The organism is Chromobacterium haemolyticum DSM 19808, from assembly GCF_000711885.1.
GTDB lineage: Bacteria > Pseudomonadota > Gammaproteobacteria > Burkholderiales > Chromobacteriaceae > Chromobacterium > Chromobacterium haemolyticum.
Map to the genome: position 1 here is coordinate 63,017 of NZ_JONK01000005.1, position 14,117 is coordinate 77,133.

General features: G+C 60.9%; 12 protein-coding genes. 8 read left to right on the forward strand and 4 right to left on the reverse strand.

The window, feature by feature from the left end; translation table 11 throughout:
* Positions 1-57: 57 nt before the first annotated feature.
* From BR71_RS04015 to BR71_RS04025, 3 genes are all read right to left on the reverse strand, one after another.
* A complete protein-coding gene (locus BR71_RS04015) occupies positions 58-2,133 on the reverse strand; it encodes a prolyl oligopeptidase family serine peptidase (protein ID WP_043633023.1) in 2,076 nt (691 codons plus the stop codon).
* A 311-nt stretch (positions 2,134-2,444) separates the two neighbouring features.
* The gene (locus BR71_RS04020) at positions 2,445-3,143 is read right to left on the reverse strand and encodes a DsbA family protein (protein WP_043633026.1); all 699 of its coding nucleotides are present in this window, start codon (positions 3,141-3,143) and stop codon (positions 2,445-2,447) included.
* Positions 3,137-4,003 (reverse strand): MBL fold metallo-hydrolase, encoded by an 867-nt coding sequence (locus BR71_RS04025; RefSeq protein ID WP_043633028.1) that lies wholly within the window; start codon positions 4,001-4,003, stop codon positions 3,137-3,139. Before BR71_RS04025 ends, BR71_RS04020 begins: the two co-directional genes overlap by 7 nt.
* Before the next feature lie 842 nt (positions 4,004-4,845).
* Between BR71_RS04025 and BR71_RS04030 the strand changes: the two genes are divergently transcribed.
* From BR71_RS04030 to BR71_RS04045, 4 genes are read left to right on the forward strand one after another with little or no spacing between them, the layout of a single operon-like run.
* The gene (locus BR71_RS04030) at positions 4,846-5,769 is read left to right on the forward strand and encodes a branched-chain amino acid ABC transporter permease (RefSeq protein WP_043594245.1); all 924 of its coding nucleotides are present in this window, start codon (positions 4,846-4,848) and stop codon (positions 5,767-5,769) included.
* Positions 5,770-5,787: 18 nt separating this feature from the next.
* Positions 5,788-6,888 (forward strand): ABC transporter permease subunit, encoded by a 1,101-nt coding sequence (locus BR71_RS04035; protein ID WP_043633031.1) that lies wholly within the window; start codon positions 5,788-5,790, stop codon positions 6,886-6,888.
* A 2-nt stretch (positions 6,889-6,890) separates the two neighbouring features.
* Positions 6,891-7,661, forward strand: coding sequence for an ABC transporter ATP-binding protein (locus tag BR71_RS04040; protein ID WP_043633033.1), 771 nt, complete (start codon positions 6,891-6,893; stop codon positions 7,659-7,661).
* On the forward strand, positions 7,658-8,368 hold the full coding sequence (locus BR71_RS04045; protein ID WP_043633035.1) for an ABC transporter ATP-binding protein: 711 nt from the start codon (positions 7,658-7,660) through the stop codon (positions 8,366-8,368). The genes BR71_RS04040 and BR71_RS04045 overlap by 4 nt, the downstream gene beginning before the upstream one ends.
* A 194-nt stretch (positions 8,369-8,562) precedes the next feature.
* On the opposite strand, the gene BR71_RS04050 is transcribed toward BR71_RS04045, so the two are convergent.
* Positions 8,563-9,453 (reverse strand): LysR family transcriptional regulator, encoded by an 891-nt coding sequence (locus BR71_RS04050; RefSeq protein ID WP_043633039.1) that lies wholly within the window; start codon positions 9,451-9,453, stop codon positions 8,563-8,565.
* Positions 9,454-9,580: 127 nt separating this feature from the next.
* Between BR71_RS04050 and htpX the strand changes: the two genes are divergently transcribed.
* From htpX to BR71_RS04070, 4 genes are all read left to right on the forward strand, one after another.
* On the forward strand, positions 9,581-10,462 hold the full coding sequence (gene htpX / locus BR71_RS04055) for a protease HtpX (protein WP_019101282.1): 882 nt from the start codon (positions 9,581-9,583) through the stop codon (positions 10,460-10,462).
* Between the two features lie 101 nt (positions 10,463-10,563).
* Positions 10,564-11,550: a TerC family protein gene (locus BR71_RS04060; RefSeq protein ID WP_019101283.1), complete on the forward strand. Its 987-nt coding sequence runs from the start codon at positions 10,564-10,566 to the stop codon at positions 11,548-11,550.
* 186 nt (positions 11,551-11,736) lie between these two features.
* Entirely contained in the window at positions 11,737-12,456 is a 720-nt protein-coding gene (locus BR71_RS04065) for a response regulator (protein ID WP_019101284.1), read from the forward strand.
* Complete coding sequence (locus BR71_RS04070) at positions 12,453-13,904, forward strand: ATP-binding protein (RefSeq protein ID WP_043633042.1); 1,452 nt, start codon at positions 12,453-12,455, stop codon at positions 13,902-13,904. Before BR71_RS04065 ends, BR71_RS04070 begins: the two co-directional genes overlap by 4 nt.
* Positions 13,905-14,117: the final 213 nt, after the last annotated feature.

The following is a 14,117-nucleotide window of genomic DNA, read 5'->3' on the forward strand; positions in this document are numbered from 1 at the left end:
AGCTGGGATTGCATCTGTTGCCGTTGTATTGGCTCTCTTTCCCCCGGATGGTGCGAATCAGCGTAGTTGGCGCAACAGGAAGGCGTATTCCATCGCCGCGATATCGGCCTCTTGCTGGTGGTTGGCGGCGGCGCCGTGCCCGCCCTCGGTACGTTCGAAATACTGCACCGGGGCGCCCATCGCCTGCATGGCCGCGAACATCTTGCGGGCATGGCCGGGATGGACCCGGTCATCCAGCGTCGAGGTCATGAACAGGGTGGCCGGGTAGCGCGCGTCCGGCTTCAGGTTCTGATAGGGCGAATAACGGCGGATATAGGCCCAGTCTTCCGGCAGGTCCGGGTTGCCGTACTCATCCATCCAGCTGGCCCCGGCCAGCAAGCGGTTGAAGCGGCGCATGTCCAGCAGCGGCACCTGGCAGACCACGGCGTTGAATAGTTCCGGCCGCTGGGTGAGCATCACTCCCATCAGCAGGCCGCCGTTGCTGCCTCCTTTGATCCCCAGATGGCGGGCGTTGGCCACGCCGCGCTTGGCCAGGTCCTCGGCGATGGCGGCGAAGTCGTCGTAGGCGTTCTGGCGCAAGTGTTTGCGCGCCGCCTCGTGCCAAGCCGGGCCGTATTCGCCGCCTCCGCGGATATTGGCCAGCGCGTAGACGCCGCCACGGTCCAGCCAGGCTTTGCCCAGCGCGCCGTTGTAGCGCGGGGTCAGCGACACTTCGAAGCCGCCGTAGCCGTACAGCAGCGTGGGGTTGGAGCCGTCAAGCTTGATGTCTTTGCGGCTGACCAGGAAGTAGGGTACCCGAGTGCCGTCGCGAGAGACGGCGAACCATTGTTGGATGCGGTAGGGGCTGGCGTCGAAAAAGCCGGGCTGTTGTTTCAGCGTCTGGCGTTGATCGCTGCCGGCCTCGGCCAGCGCCAGCGTCGGCGGCGTTAGAAAGTCGGTGAAGCTGTAGAAGTAGCGGTTGTCCCGATCAGGGTCGACCGCGCGCACGCTGATGCTGCCGAAGCTTGGGGTATCCACTGTGCGCGATTGCCACTGACCGGCCACGACCTTCCACTCCCGCAAGCGGCTGCCGACATTGTCTAGCGTGGTCAGCAGCAGGCTGTCGCGGGTGGACGTCTGTTCCGCCAGCGAGACGGTGGCGCTTGGCTCGAACAAAGGGGTGAAGTCGCGCGCTCCGGCCAGATAGGCTTCAACATCGATGGCCAGCAGGGAGCCGCCGCGCCAGGTTTTTGCGCCGATTTTCCAGTCCTGCTTGGGGGTTAGCAACAGCCAGTTGTCGAAAAAGTCGACGCCGACGTGGTCTGGCTTGTCCAGCCGTCGCCATTCTCCAGCAACCAGCAGGCGCGTTTCCGTGGTGAAGAAGGTGGGCGCGCGCGTGATCACGTCGTAGCGGCGGCCTTGGGCGTCAATCCGGGCCGCGTGCACGGCGACGTCGGCTTGCCGGCCTTCGAACACGGTTTGCGCCTGGGCCAGCGGCTGGCCGCGGTGCCAGGTTTTGACCACGCGGGGGTAGCCGGAATCAGTCAGCGATCCAGGGCCGAAGTCGCTCATTACATAAAGGGAGTCATGGTCCTGCCAGCTGACTTCGCTCTTGGCTTCCGGCAACTGGAAGCCGTCTTTGACGAAGGCTTTGGCGACCGGATCGAATTCTCGCACCACCGCGGCGTCACCGCCGCCGCGGCTCAGGCGCAGCAGGCAGCGCTCTTGATTGGGGCGCAGGCAGTCAGCACCTTGCCAAACCCAGTTTTCCCCTTCCTCCTTGGCCAGCCCATCCAGATCCAGCACCGTTTCCCATTGCGGCGCGGCCTTGCGGTATTCGTCCAAAGTGGTGCGCCGCCACACTCCGCGCGGGTGATCCTTGTCGCGCCAGAAGTTGTAGTACAGCCCGCCAATCTTCTCCACGGAGGGGATGCGGTCATTGGAGTCCAGGATGGTCAGCAGTTCGCGGCGCAGAGTCGGATAGTCGGCTTGCCGGCCGAGGTCCTGGCGCGTGTTCGCGTTTTGCTGGCTAACCCAGGCCAGCGCTTCTTTGCCTTGAATCTCCTCCAGCCATAGATACGGGTCTTGAGCGGCGCTTGCCGCGGCACTGAGCGCGAGCAGGGTGAGGGACAGGGTGGGGCCTAAGGTTTTCATCCGGACGGGTTCCCTTATTTCAGCCAATGGCTGTAGACAGTGAATTTGTTTTGATGTGTCCGAATACTGTAGCGCCCGTGAATTTGTTTGTCATCAACTGCCGCGCGGGCCGGCAAGCCAAACGGCGGCCATGATGAGACAGGACCGCCGTTGCGAGGAGGTAATGGACGTGAACTTAGAACCTGGTTGCGATCTTGCGAGCTAAAGCGAAAACGGCAGAGAAAGCGGAGCGTACACACGGTACATGAGCATTTCGAAGCCATACTCACCGTGTAACGCTCTACAACGCGCAGCGGATCGTGAGCAGGTTCTTAGCAGCCGTCCAGCCCGCACATCGGCGGCAGGTCGGCCAAGCCGGAACGGGAAGCGGCGCCGAGTTGCGCCAAGTGCTGGCTGAACATGTCCGGCTTGCCCAAGTAGGAACCTAGATCTAGGGCTTCGAAGCGGCCGTCCACTTCCAGCGCTGCGGATGGGAAGCCGCGCAGGCCCAAACGATTCATCAGGCGGCGGCTATGGTCTATATGTTCGACGCTGCGTGCCAGGCCGCCGGCGTAGGCATCGGCGAAGCGGCCGGCGGGCGCGCCCAATTCCGCTGCCAGCCGGGCAAGCACGGCGACATCGGCAATCTCCAGACCGTGCAGATAATGAGCGGCTTGCACATGGGCCAGCATGGCTTGCGGCGCAATGCCCAGTTCCGGCGCGGCCAGAACGGCGGCGATGGGCGGCGTCGAGTCCAGGCGCGCTTCGCTGTGCAACAAGCCGTCGAAGTAGGCGTCGCCGAAGGGCTGGCCGCTGAGGGCGGCGATGCGGTGATCGTGAGGCATCACATAGCCGCGCCATTCCAGGTTCACGCGCCGGTTGTGCGGCGCGCTCAGCATGCCGCCGCCGTGCAGCGCCAGTTCGACTTCCGGCCGCGCCGCGGCCGCCAGCAGCAGCGGCGAGGCGCCGTAGCACCAGCCGCACAGCGGGTCGTAAAAGTAGTGGAGTCGAATCTTGGTGGCGCTTACCATTTCATTTCGCCTTTGTTGACTTTGGCGCCGATCTCCAACGACATGTCTTCGCCCGCTTGCGGGAAGGCTTGCTTCATCGCCTGGATCAACTGGGCGCTATCGGCCGACTTGGCCAGATTCAATTCGAAGCGCTGCAAGTATTGGCGGGTGAAGCGCACGGCGCTCAGATCGGTTTTATCGCCAGCTTGCATGTGGCCGGGCACCACGATCGCCGGTTGCAGGCCTTCCATTTCATCCAACTGCTTGACCCAGGCCTGGCGTTCGGCTCGGCTCTGGGTGTCCGCGGTCCAGACGTGCATGCTGGGAGCGGTGACGCCGACATTGCCGACAATCGCGCGGATGGATGGAATCCACACATAGCCGCGGTGGGCGAGTACGCCGCGCGTGCCTTTGATTTCCAGCGTCTTGCCTTCCAGTTCCAGACGGTCACCTTTCAGCTCATCGGGCAGCAGCGCGGCGCTTGGCGCGTTCGCGCCCATTTTCGGGCCCCAATAGGCGATCTTGCCCTGAATATTGGCCTTGATCTTGGCCAGGGTCGGACCGTTGCTGAGGACTTGGGCCTGGGGGAAGATTTTCTTCAGTTCGGCGGCGCCGAAGTAGTAGTCAGGGTCTGCTTGGCTGATATAGATGGTTTTTAGTTGCTTGCCGCTGTCCAGCACCTTGGCGGCGATGCGGTGGGCGTCGGCGCGGGTGAAGCCGGTGTCGATCAGGATGGCGTCTTTTTCGCCGCTGACCAGCACCGAGCTGACATTGAAGCTATTGCCGTCGGCGTTGTAGATGGACAGCTTCAGCGGTTCGGCGGCGAAGGCGGCCGTTGCCGTCAGGGTCAAGGCGCCTGCGATGAGGATTTGACGGGGCATCGATTCATTCTCCATATGGCCCGACGTCTATCGCGGGCAGTGAGTGGTGGATTGCGACGCTCACTATAAAACGCACGCTTAATGGGAATAAACCATCTAAATCGCACTAAATTGTTGCTTATTTCGATCTAATTGGCGCTAAGACTGGGGGACGCCGTCTCCAGATAACCCCTTATGTGGAGGCGTGGCCGTATGAAATGCGGCTGGCGCATCGAAGGCGCGCGCCCCCGCGCCGGGGGTGTGTGGCGGCCGTTCTTAAGACAGTTGCAGCCAAGACGAATAGGATGGGCTATGTTTCAGCCATAAAATCGCGCAGCGAAGAATGTCGGATGGGCGCTGAGTGCGATGGTCTCATTCTTGCTTGATGTGCGATGTGTCGCGCCGTGCATTTTTTGTCAGCATCGGCCGTCTTTTTGGGAGATTGTATCCATTCGAATCACGAAAGCGAGCGAATGTTGTAATGCGAATTCTTTGGCGGATGTCTTTTCGAAATCGAACATATTTTGCGCCGAGACATGATCAAAATCTGAAAAACGAGCTGCTGACTCAGGGTTTGTCTTTATCCGGAGAAATTCAAAATTTCTTTGGCCGGTTTTGTCTTTTTTTTCAAAAAAATACATGAAAAACAATGTGTTAAATTGTTTTTAAATAGGCTTGATTTGGTGCCGTTTTAACCAATCTTTAAGATTGACAGTCGCTGGAATCCACCTACATAATCCGTTCGCCTGTCAGACAGAATCCAAATAATCAAGGCTCGTCCGGGCACTCAAGAACAGGCAGCAGCCAATAAGAGGGAAAGCCCCGCAAGCTGCCGGTCGTCAATACAAAGGAGATCTCCCAACGTGGACATTTTTCTGCAACAAATCCTGAACGGTCTCGTTCTGGGTAGCATTTATGCGTTGATCGCATTGGGCTATACCATGGTGTACGGGATCATGGGGCTTATCAACTTCGCTCACGGCGAAGTGGTGATGTTTGGCGCCATGGTCACCATATCCGTCATCAATGCCTTGTCCGGTTCCGGCTTGCCCGGTCCCGCTCTGGTGCTGATCGGCCTGCTGGTGGCGATTGCGGCCTGCATGCTGCTGGGCTTCACCGTAGAGCGCATCGCTTACCGCCCGCTGCGCGGCAAGCAAAGACTGGCGCCGCTGATCACCGCGATCGGCCTGTCCATCGTGCTGCAGCAGGTGGCTATCCTGATCTGGGGCCGCAACTACATTCCGTTTCCGCAAATCCTCGACCATGACGTGGTGTCCTTCTTCGGCGCCAGCATCACCAAGCTGCAAATCACCATCATCGTACTGTGTCTGGTGATCATGGCCGGTCTGCTGTTGATGGTGGAACGCACCAAGCTGGGTCGCGCGATGCGCGCCACCAGCCAGAACCCGGCGGTAGCCGGCCTGATGGGCGTCAACGTCAACACCATCATATCCGCCACCTTTGTCATAGGCTCCAGCCTGGGCGCGGTGGCCGGCGTGATGGTGGCCACCAACTATGAGCAGGCTCATTACTATATGGGCTTCATGATTGGTCTGAAGGCCTTCACCGCCGCGGTGCTGGGCGGCATCGGCAATTTGGGCGGCGCGGTGGCCGGCGGCTTGCTGCTGGGCATCATCGAAAGCCTTGGCGCCGGCTATATCGGCACGCTGACCGGAGGCTTCCTCGGTTCCAATTATCAGGACATCATCGCCTTCATGGTATTGATCATGGTGCTGATTTTCCGTCCGTCCGGCCTGCTGGGCGAAAAGATGGCCGACCGTGCCTGATCCTGGAGACGACATATCATGACCATGGCACTCAATATCAATAAGATGGACACCGGCAAGAAAGTCGGCCTGTTCGTGTTGTCCGCGGTGGCGATGGCGGTTCTGCCTTTCCTCGTGGGCGGCCTGCTGGGCAACTCCTGGGTCCGCATCGTCGACTTTGCCTTGCTCTACGTGATGCTGGCGCTGGGCCTGAACATCGTGGTGGGCTTCGCCGGTTTGCTGGATCTGGGTTTCATCGCCTTCTACGCTGTCGGCGCCTATACCTTCGCCTTGCTGGGCTCGCCGCATTTCGGCTTGCATCTGCCGTTCTACATCACCATCCCGCTGGGCGCGGTGCTGGCGGCTTTCTGCGGCATCTTGCTGGGCACGCCGGTATTGCGGCTCAAGGGCGACTATCTGGCCATCGTGACGCTGGGTTTCGGGGAGATCGTGCGCATCTTCATGAATAACCTGAACACGCCGGTCAACATCACCAACGGCCCGCAAGGCATCAATCTGATCGATCCGATCAAGGTGGGCGGCGTGTCGCTGGGCGATACCGTGGAGTTGTTCGGACTCAGCTTCCACAGCGTCTATCTGTACTACTACCTGTTCCTGGTATTGACCGTGGGCGTGGTGATCATGGCCTGGCGCTTGCAGCATTCGCGCATCGGCCGTGCCTGGGTGGCGCTGCGCGAGGACGATATCGCCGCCGCGGCGATGGGCATCAACATTCGCAATATCAAACTGCTGGCTTTCGCCTTGGGCGCCTTGTCCGGCGGCGTGGCCGGCGGCCTGTTCGCTTCCTTCCAGGGCTTTGTGTCGCCGGAATCGTTCAGCCTGCTTGAGTCCATCATGATTTTGGCGATGATCGTTCTGGGCGGCATGGGTCATATCCCGGGCGTGATTCTCGGCGCCGTGGTATTGACCATTGCGCCGGAAATCCTGCGCGACGTGATTGGCCCGCTGCAGATGAAAACCTTCGGCAAAATGCTGATCGACCCGGAAAACGCCCGCATGCTGTTGTTCGGCTTGGCGATGGTGGTGATGATGCTGGTGCGGCCGGAGGGCATGTGGCCGTCCAAGCGCCGTAAAGCCGAGTTCCGTGACGATAGAGAAGCCGCAGGGCAGAAAGGTTGAGCATGGCTGAAGTTTTGCTGAAGATAGAAGGCATCCATAAACGCTTTGGCGGCCTGCACGCGCTCAACAATGTGGCGCTGACCATCAACAAGGGCGAGATTTACGGCCTGATCGGCCCCAACGGCGCGGGCAAGACCACGCTGTTCAACGTGCTGACCGGCTTGTACGTGCCGGACGAGGGGGCGTTTGAGTTCGACGGCCACAATCTGTTCCAACAGAAGCCGCATGTGGTCGTGGCCGCCGGCATCGCGCGCACCTTTCAGAACATCCGCTTGTTCGCCGAAATGACGGCGCTGGAAAACGTCATGGTGGGGCGCCACATTCGCTCCAAGGCCGGAGCCTTGGGCGCGGTGTTGCGCGACAGGCGCACCATGGCCGAAGAAAAGGCGATTACCGACAAGGCATGGGAGCTGCTGGAATACGTGGGCATTGCCGACGTCGCGCACGAGCGCGCCCGCAATCTGTCCTACGGTCACCAGCGCCGCCTGGAAATCGCGCGCGCGCTGGCCACCGAACCCAAGCTCTTGGCCTTGGACGAGCCGGCCGCCGGCATGAACCCGCGTGAAACCGAGGAGTTGAAGGACTTGATGTCCAAAATCCGAGCCGGAGGCGTGACCGTGCTGCTGATTGAGCACGACGTCAAACTGATGATGGGCCTGTGCGACCGCATCGCGGTGCTGGACTACGGCAAGAAGATTGCCGAAGGCGTTCCCGAAGAGGTGCGCAAGAACCCGAAAGTGATCGAGGCTTACCTGGGAGCGGCACACGCATGAGCATTTTGGAAGTCAAAGACCTGCAAGTGGCCTATGGCGGCATTCAGGCGGTCAAGGGAATCGATTTTCACATCAAACAGGGTGAGTTGGTGACCCTGATCGGCGCCAACGGCGCCGGCAAGACCACCACGCTGAAAACCCTGGTGGGCATGGTGAAGAAATCCGGCGGCAGCATTCACTACGACGGCAAGGACATCTCCACTATCGCGCCGCACAACTTCGTGCGCCACGGTCTGGCCATGGTGCCGGAGGGCCGCGGGGTGTTCGCCAAGCTGACCGTGGAAGAGAACCTGCTGATGGGCGCTTACTATCGCGACGACAAGGCCGCGATTCTGAGCGAGGCCGAGCGGGTGTACGAGTTGTTTCCGCGCTTGAAGGAGCGGCAGAAGCAATTGGCGGGCACCTTGTCCGGCGGCGAACAGCAGATGGTGGCCATGGGCCGCGCCATGCTGTCCAAGCCCAAGCTGCTGCTGCTGGACGAACCGTCCATGGGTCTGGCCCCCATCATCGTGGAGAAGATCTTCGAGATTATCCAGATGGTGGCCAAGGAGGGCGTGACCATGCTGTTGGTGGAGCAGAACGCCAAGCTGGCGCTGGAAGTGTCGCAGCGCGGTTACGTAATGGAAAGCGGCCGCATCACCATGAGCGGCCCGGCCAAGGATCTGCTCAACGACGAACGCGTGCGCAACGCCTACCTGGGCGAATAAGCTAGCGTTGCACCCGCCAAACCCCGGACTTGTCCGGGGTTTTTCTTTTCAGTACGTGCTTACGATCTTGCGAGCTAAGGTGAGACAAGTCGAAAACGGCTGAGAAAGCGGAGTGTACACACGGTGCATGAGCATTTCGAAGCCGTACTCACCGTGGGCCGTCTCTCGACGCGCAGCAGATCGTAAACAGGTTCTCAGGGCGCGGCTTCTATGGCGGCTTGCAGCATGGCCTGCACGCCCGGATGCCGCAGCCGGCGACGGTTGGCGATGGCGTAATAATGTTCCCAGACGCCGTCGACCTCGCCCAGCGCCTGCGGCGCGTTCGCGTTGCCGTCGCTTGGCGCCGTGGTGGGAAACAGACCGAAGCCCTGGCGGCCGAAGGCGTCCAGCAAGGCGCCGTCGTCGAACTCCGCCACGATGTCCGGCTTGATCCTGCGTTCTTCAAACCATTGGTCCAGCTGGCTGCGCAGCACATGGTGGCGGCTGGGCAGTAACATTGGCGCTTGGTTCAGGCTGGCGGGGAATCCCGCGGCGTGGCGTCGCCATAATTCCGCCGCGCCGGCGATCTTTACCGGGCAGCGCATCAGCAGCCAGGATTGAAAGGGCTGCGATCCGCCAGCCGCCATTGGCCGGTCCGCCAATACCACGTCCAGCCGGTGGCGGGTCAAGTCGGCCAGCAATTCGTCGAAATCGCCTTCGCCGCATTGCAGCCTGACCTTGGCGTCCAGCCGCAGCGCCGGTTCCAACAGCTTGAGCGCAATGGCCTTGGGCAACACGTCCGAGATGCCCGCCGCCAGGCGGATGGTCTTGTCCAGCTGCGCGTCTTCCAGCGTTTCCTGCAATTCCTCGCCCAGCATGAAGATCTGGTCGGCGTAGCGCAGCGTTACATGGCCGGCTTCGGTCAGAACCAGCTGGCGCCCCTGTTGTCGGAACAAGGTTCGCTCCAGGCTCTGCTCAAGACGCGAAATCTGGCCGCTGACGGTTTGGGTGCTGACGCCCAATTGTTCCGCCGCTCGGGTGACGCCGCCGGCGTGGGCAACCGCCCAGAAGTAATGCAGATGCTTGAAGTTGATCCGTTCGGACATGATGGTTCGAAAAAACTTGATGTATTTTCTGATTATATTTGATTTTTTTCGAGGGACGCAGCGTCTAGAATGCACTGTGTCGGGCGTTCCACGGAATGCCGTCGAATTCAACGCAAGGGCCAACACCATGAAACGAGTCATTCTATTAATCGCCACCAACATCGCCGTGATGGTGGTGCTGAGCATTGTGGCCAGCTTGTTGGGGCTGAACCGCTACATGACGGGCAACGGCCTGAACCTGGGCACGCTGCTGGGCTTCGCCGCGGTAATGGGCTTTGGCGGCGCCTTCATTTCGCTGATGCTCTCCAAGACCATGGCTAAATGGAGCACTGGCGCGCGCGTGATTGAAACACCCAGCAACGATACCGAGCGCTGGCTGGTGTATACCGTGCAGAAGCTGGCCAGCCGCGCCAATCTACCGATGCCCGAGGTGGCGGTGTACGAGGGGGAGCCCAACGCCTTCGCCACTGGCCCGAGCAAATCCAATTCTCTGGTGGCGGTGTCCACCGGCTTGCTGGCCTCGATGACGGAAGAAGAAGTGGAGGCGGTGCTGGCGCACGAAGTCGCACACATTCAGAACGGCGACATGGTGACGCTGACGCTGATCCAGGGCGTGGTCAACACTTTCGTGTTCTTCCTGGCGCGCGTGGTCGGCTATCTGGTGGACAGCTTTCTGCGCCGCAACGACGAACAGTCCAGCGGTCCTGGCATCGGCTATATGGTCACCGTGATTGTCTGTGAGATCGTGTTCGGCATCCTGGCTTCCGCCATCGTGATGTACTTCTCGCGTCAGCGCGAATTCCGCGCCGATGCGGGCGCGGCCACGCTGCTGGGCGGCGCGCGTCCGATGGTCAACGCGCTGCGCCGTCTGGGCGGCGTTGCCGCCGGCGATCTGCCGCAGAACATGGCGGCGTCCGGCATCTCCGGCGGACGCGGCGGCCTGATGGCGCTGTTCTCTAGCCACCCCAGCATTGAGGAGCGCATCGGCGCGCTGGAACACGGCCGTTAAATCTTGATCCGCCTCCGCGGCAGCGGGGGCGGCGTTTGTGAATTCAGGCCCCGGGGCGGTTCGCTCGGCCCGGGGCCTTTCTATTGCCGAAAGGAATGCTTATGGAATGGTTGAGCGCTGGTTTTGCCGGCTACCCCTTGTGGGTGTGGCTGATGTTCATGGCCATCGTGCTGGCGCTGCTGGCTTTTGATCTGGGCGTGCTGCACAAGGAGGAAAAAGAGATCGGGGTCAAGGAAAGCCTGATGCTGTCGGCTTTCTACATCGGCGTCGGTCTGGCCTTCGGCGGCTGGATCTGGTGGTATCAGGGCGCGGACGCCGGCATGCAGTATCTGACCGGCTATGTGGTGGAGAAGTCGCTGTCCATGGACAACGTCTTCGTGATGTCGCTGATCTTCTCCAGCCTGGCGGTGCCGCGACTGTATCAGCACCGGGTGCTGTTCTGGGGGATTCTCGGCGTGATCGTGATGAGGGCCTTGATGATAGGCCTGGGCGCGGCGCTGGTGGCGCAGTTTCAGTGGGTGCTGGTCTTGTTCGGCCTGTTCCTGATCGCCACCGGGGTCAAGATGCTGTTTTCCGACGACGAGCACGCGCCCATCCAGGAAAACCGCATGTACCAGTGGCTGCGCGGCCATTTGCGGCTGACGCCGGACTTGCACGGCAAACAGTTCCTGGTGCGCGGTGAGAAGCATGGCTTGGCGCGTGGCTGGTGGGCGACGCCGCTGCTGTTGGCTTTGATCATGGTGGAGAGCGCGGATCTGGTGTTCGCGGTGGATAGCATCCCGGCCATCTTTGCGATTACCCAAGACCCGTTCCTAGTGTACACCTCCAACATCTTCGCGATTCTGGGCCTGCGCGCGCTGTACTTCGCGTTGGCTGCGATGGTGCATCGGTTCCATTACTTGAAGTACGCTTTGTCGCTGGTGTTGGTGTTGATAGGCGTCAAGGTGGGCCTGGTGTTCTTCAACGACGCGGGTTGGGTAACGTTCAAGATCCCCACTGCTTGGTCCCTGGCTGCGACACTGGGCTTGCTGCTGGCGGGCGTGCTGTATTCGCTGCACAAGACGCGAGACCAGAACCCCAACGATTGAGGTAGGCGCATCGTCAGCGCCGGAGCATGGCCCCGAGAGCGAAAGAGAAGCCGGTCACGCGCGATGCGCGTGGCCGGTTTTTTGTAAACCTTGTGTAAACCTTTCTCATTTGTCCACGATTTCTCCCTCAGCCCGGCGGGCGGGCGCGGTATCCTAATAACAAAACCGCAATGGAGAAAAGCTGTTATGACTGTCGATTTGCCAAGACTGCTGGTGGTGGATGACGACCCCGATCTGCGCGATCTGCTGCGCGACTACCTGGGCAAGCAGGGCTTTGCCGTCGACGTCGTCGGCGACGGCCAGGCCATGCATCAGGCGATTGCCGCGCAGAACTACAATATGTTGATCCTGGACCTGATGTTGCCGGGCGAGGATGGTTTGACCCTGTGCCGCAACTTGCGCGAACGTTCCTGCATGCCCATCCTGATGCTGACCGCGCGCGGCGACGAATTGGATCGCATTATCGGCCTGGAAATGGGCGCGGACGATTACCTGACCAAGCCGTTCAGTCCACGCGAGCTGCTGGCGCGGATCAAGAGCATTCTGCGCCGGGTATCGGATCAGCCTGCGAATACGGCCAGCGTGCGCCGGTTGCGCTTCGCCGGCTGGACGCTGGATCTGAACGCCCAGCATCTGCTGGACGAGGCCGGCGTGGTCACCCCGTTGTCCGGCGGAGAATTCAAGCTGTTGCAAGCCTTGGCGGAAAACGCCAACGCGGTGATGTCGCGCGACCAATTGATGGAGGCGATGAACGGCAAGGAGGCCGGACCATTCGACCGCACCGTCGATGTGATGATAGGACGGGTGCGCCGCCGGCTGGGCGAGGACGCGCGCGAGCCCATGCTGCTCAAGACCATACGCAGCGGCGGCTATATGCTGGCCTGCGAGGTGGAAGCCTTGCGATGAGGTGGTTGCCGCGCACATTGTATGGTCAGATTTTGCTGACGCTGGTGGGAGGCTTGCTGCTGGCCAACGCCTTGGGCATTTATTTCATCCTCAGTGACCGCGACCGCTTGAGCAACTCCTTGCGCGTGCAGTACACCGCGCAGCACATCGCCGACATCGTCAATCTATTGGACGAGTGCCCAAGCAAATACCGGGAACAAGTGATTTCAGCCTTGAACCAGCCCACGCTGCTGGTGCGCATGGACCGGTTCTGGGAGCGGCCGGAAAATCCGTTGAGCTTGCATGGCCGTTCGTTTCAGCAATTGATCAAGCGCGACCTGATCAAGCCTTACCCGCTGCAGGTGCTGTCCAAGCAGCCGGATTCGTCGGCAGGCGGTCGCGCGGCCTTGATCGAGAAGGTTGGGGGCCTGGGGTTGAAGAATTTCACGCCCACGCGGGACGCCGGCGTCGGCGGCTCCATTGTGAGCGAGGAGTTGACCGCGCTGGGCCCGCTGGCCGAGTTCAAGACCCACCTTGCAACAGTGCAAGCCCGGCTGAGCGACGGCACGGTGCTGACTTTCAACGCCTCTCGGCCGATTTCGCTGGCCGATCAACCCATCCGCATCCTGGCTTGGCTATTGTTGGTGGCCTTGACGGCTGCGATCCTGGGCGCCTGGGCCGTGCGGCAGTTGATTCGGCCGCTGGATCTGTTCGCGAGGGCGGCTCGTGGCCTGGCCAGCAATCTTAACCAGGCGCCCTTGCCGGAAACCGGTTCCGAAGAGGTGGCTGAAGCCGCTAGAACATTCAACCGGATGCAGACCGAGTTGCAGCGCTTGCTGAAAACCCGCAATCAGATGCTGGCCGGCGTATCGCATGACCTGCGCTTGCCCATCACGCGCATCCGCTTGCGTCTGGAAGGCTTGGCCGAATCGTCGGAAAAACAGGCGATCGAGCGCGACCTGCTGGAAATGGACCAACTGATCAATGATTCGCTGACCTATCTGCGCGGCGGCTGCGGCAGCGAGGGGGTGGTGAAGCTCAATCTCAACGCCTTGTTGGAAAGCGTGGTGGAGGATATGGAGGCTTTTGGCGCCGACATCCAGTTGCACAGCGAGCCGGTGGCGCCGGTGGCAGGCAAGGTCGGCGCCTTGCGCCGCTGCCTGGGCAATCTTCTGGAGAACGCTCGCCGCTATGGCGGCACGGCGATCGAGGTCAGCCTTCGGCAGCGGGAGGACTGGGTGGAGGTGCGCATCCAGGATCAGGGGCCGGGCATTGCCGAGGCCGATCTGGAGCGGGTCATGGAACCCTATGTGCGTCTGGAGGACTCCCGGGCGCGTCATACAGGAGGCAGCGGCCTGGGTCTGGCGATCGCGCGGGCGATTGCGCGCGACCACGGAGGCGATCTCAAGCTTAACAACCGGCCGCAAGGCGGCCTGTGCGTGCAACTGACTTTGCCGGCCGGGCATTGACGGCGTTGATCTTGCCGCCAGCCGCGCTAGCGCGGCTTTTTTCTTGTTTCCTTGCCGGGGCCATGCAGAGGCCGCATGGCCGTCCGGTGTCTTTGTATCCGCCGAATTCTCAAAATTTACGATGTGTTCACACTCTATTTACATTAAAGCCGTATTGTAAATGGACATTTACAAAGTGATTGATTACAATCAGTGTCAGAATTCACTGATGCA

What these genes read in the sequence shown, in the direction of transcription:
- BR71_RS04015 (WP_043633023.1), bottom strand. Translation starts at nt 2,133, where the DNA reads ATGAAAACCTTAGGCCCCACCCTGTCCCTCACCCTGCTCGCGCTCAGT.
- BR71_RS04070 (WP_043633042.1), top strand. Translation starts at nt 12,453, where the DNA reads ATGAGGTGGTTGCCGCGCACATTGTATGGTCAGATTTTGCTGACGCTG.
- BR71_RS04040 (WP_043633033.1), top strand. Translation starts at nt 6,891, where the DNA reads ATGGCTGAAGTTTTGCTGAAGATAGAAGGCATCCATAAACGCTTTGGC.
- BR71_RS04060 (WP_019101283.1), top strand. Translation starts at nt 10,564, where the DNA reads ATGGAATGGTTGAGCGCTGGTTTTGCCGGCTACCCCTTGTGGGTGTGG.
- BR71_RS04025 (WP_043633028.1), bottom strand. Translation starts at nt 4,003, where the DNA reads ATGCCCCGTCAAATCCTCATCGCAGGCGCCTTGACCCTGACGGCAACG.
- BR71_RS04065 (WP_019101284.1), top strand. Translation starts at nt 11,737, where the DNA reads ATGACTGTCGATTTGCCAAGACTGCTGGTGGTGGATGACGACCCCGAT.
- BR71_RS04020 (WP_043633026.1), bottom strand. Translation starts at nt 3,143, where the DNA reads ATGGTAAGCGCCACCAAGATTCGACTCCACTACTTTTACGACCCGCTG.
- htpX (WP_019101282.1), top strand. Translation starts at nt 9,581, where the DNA reads ATGAAACGAGTCATTCTATTAATCGCCACCAACATCGCCGTGATGGTG.
- BR71_RS04045 (WP_043633035.1), top strand. Translation starts at nt 7,658, where the DNA reads ATGAGCATTTTGGAAGTCAAAGACCTGCAAGTGGCCTATGGCGGCATT.
- BR71_RS04035 (WP_043633031.1), top strand. Translation starts at nt 5,788, where the DNA reads ATGACCATGGCACTCAATATCAATAAGATGGACACCGGCAAGAAAGTC.
- BR71_RS04050 (WP_043633039.1), bottom strand. Translation starts at nt 9,453, where the DNA reads ATGTCCGAACGGATCAACTTCAAGCATCTGCATTACTTCTGGGCGGTT.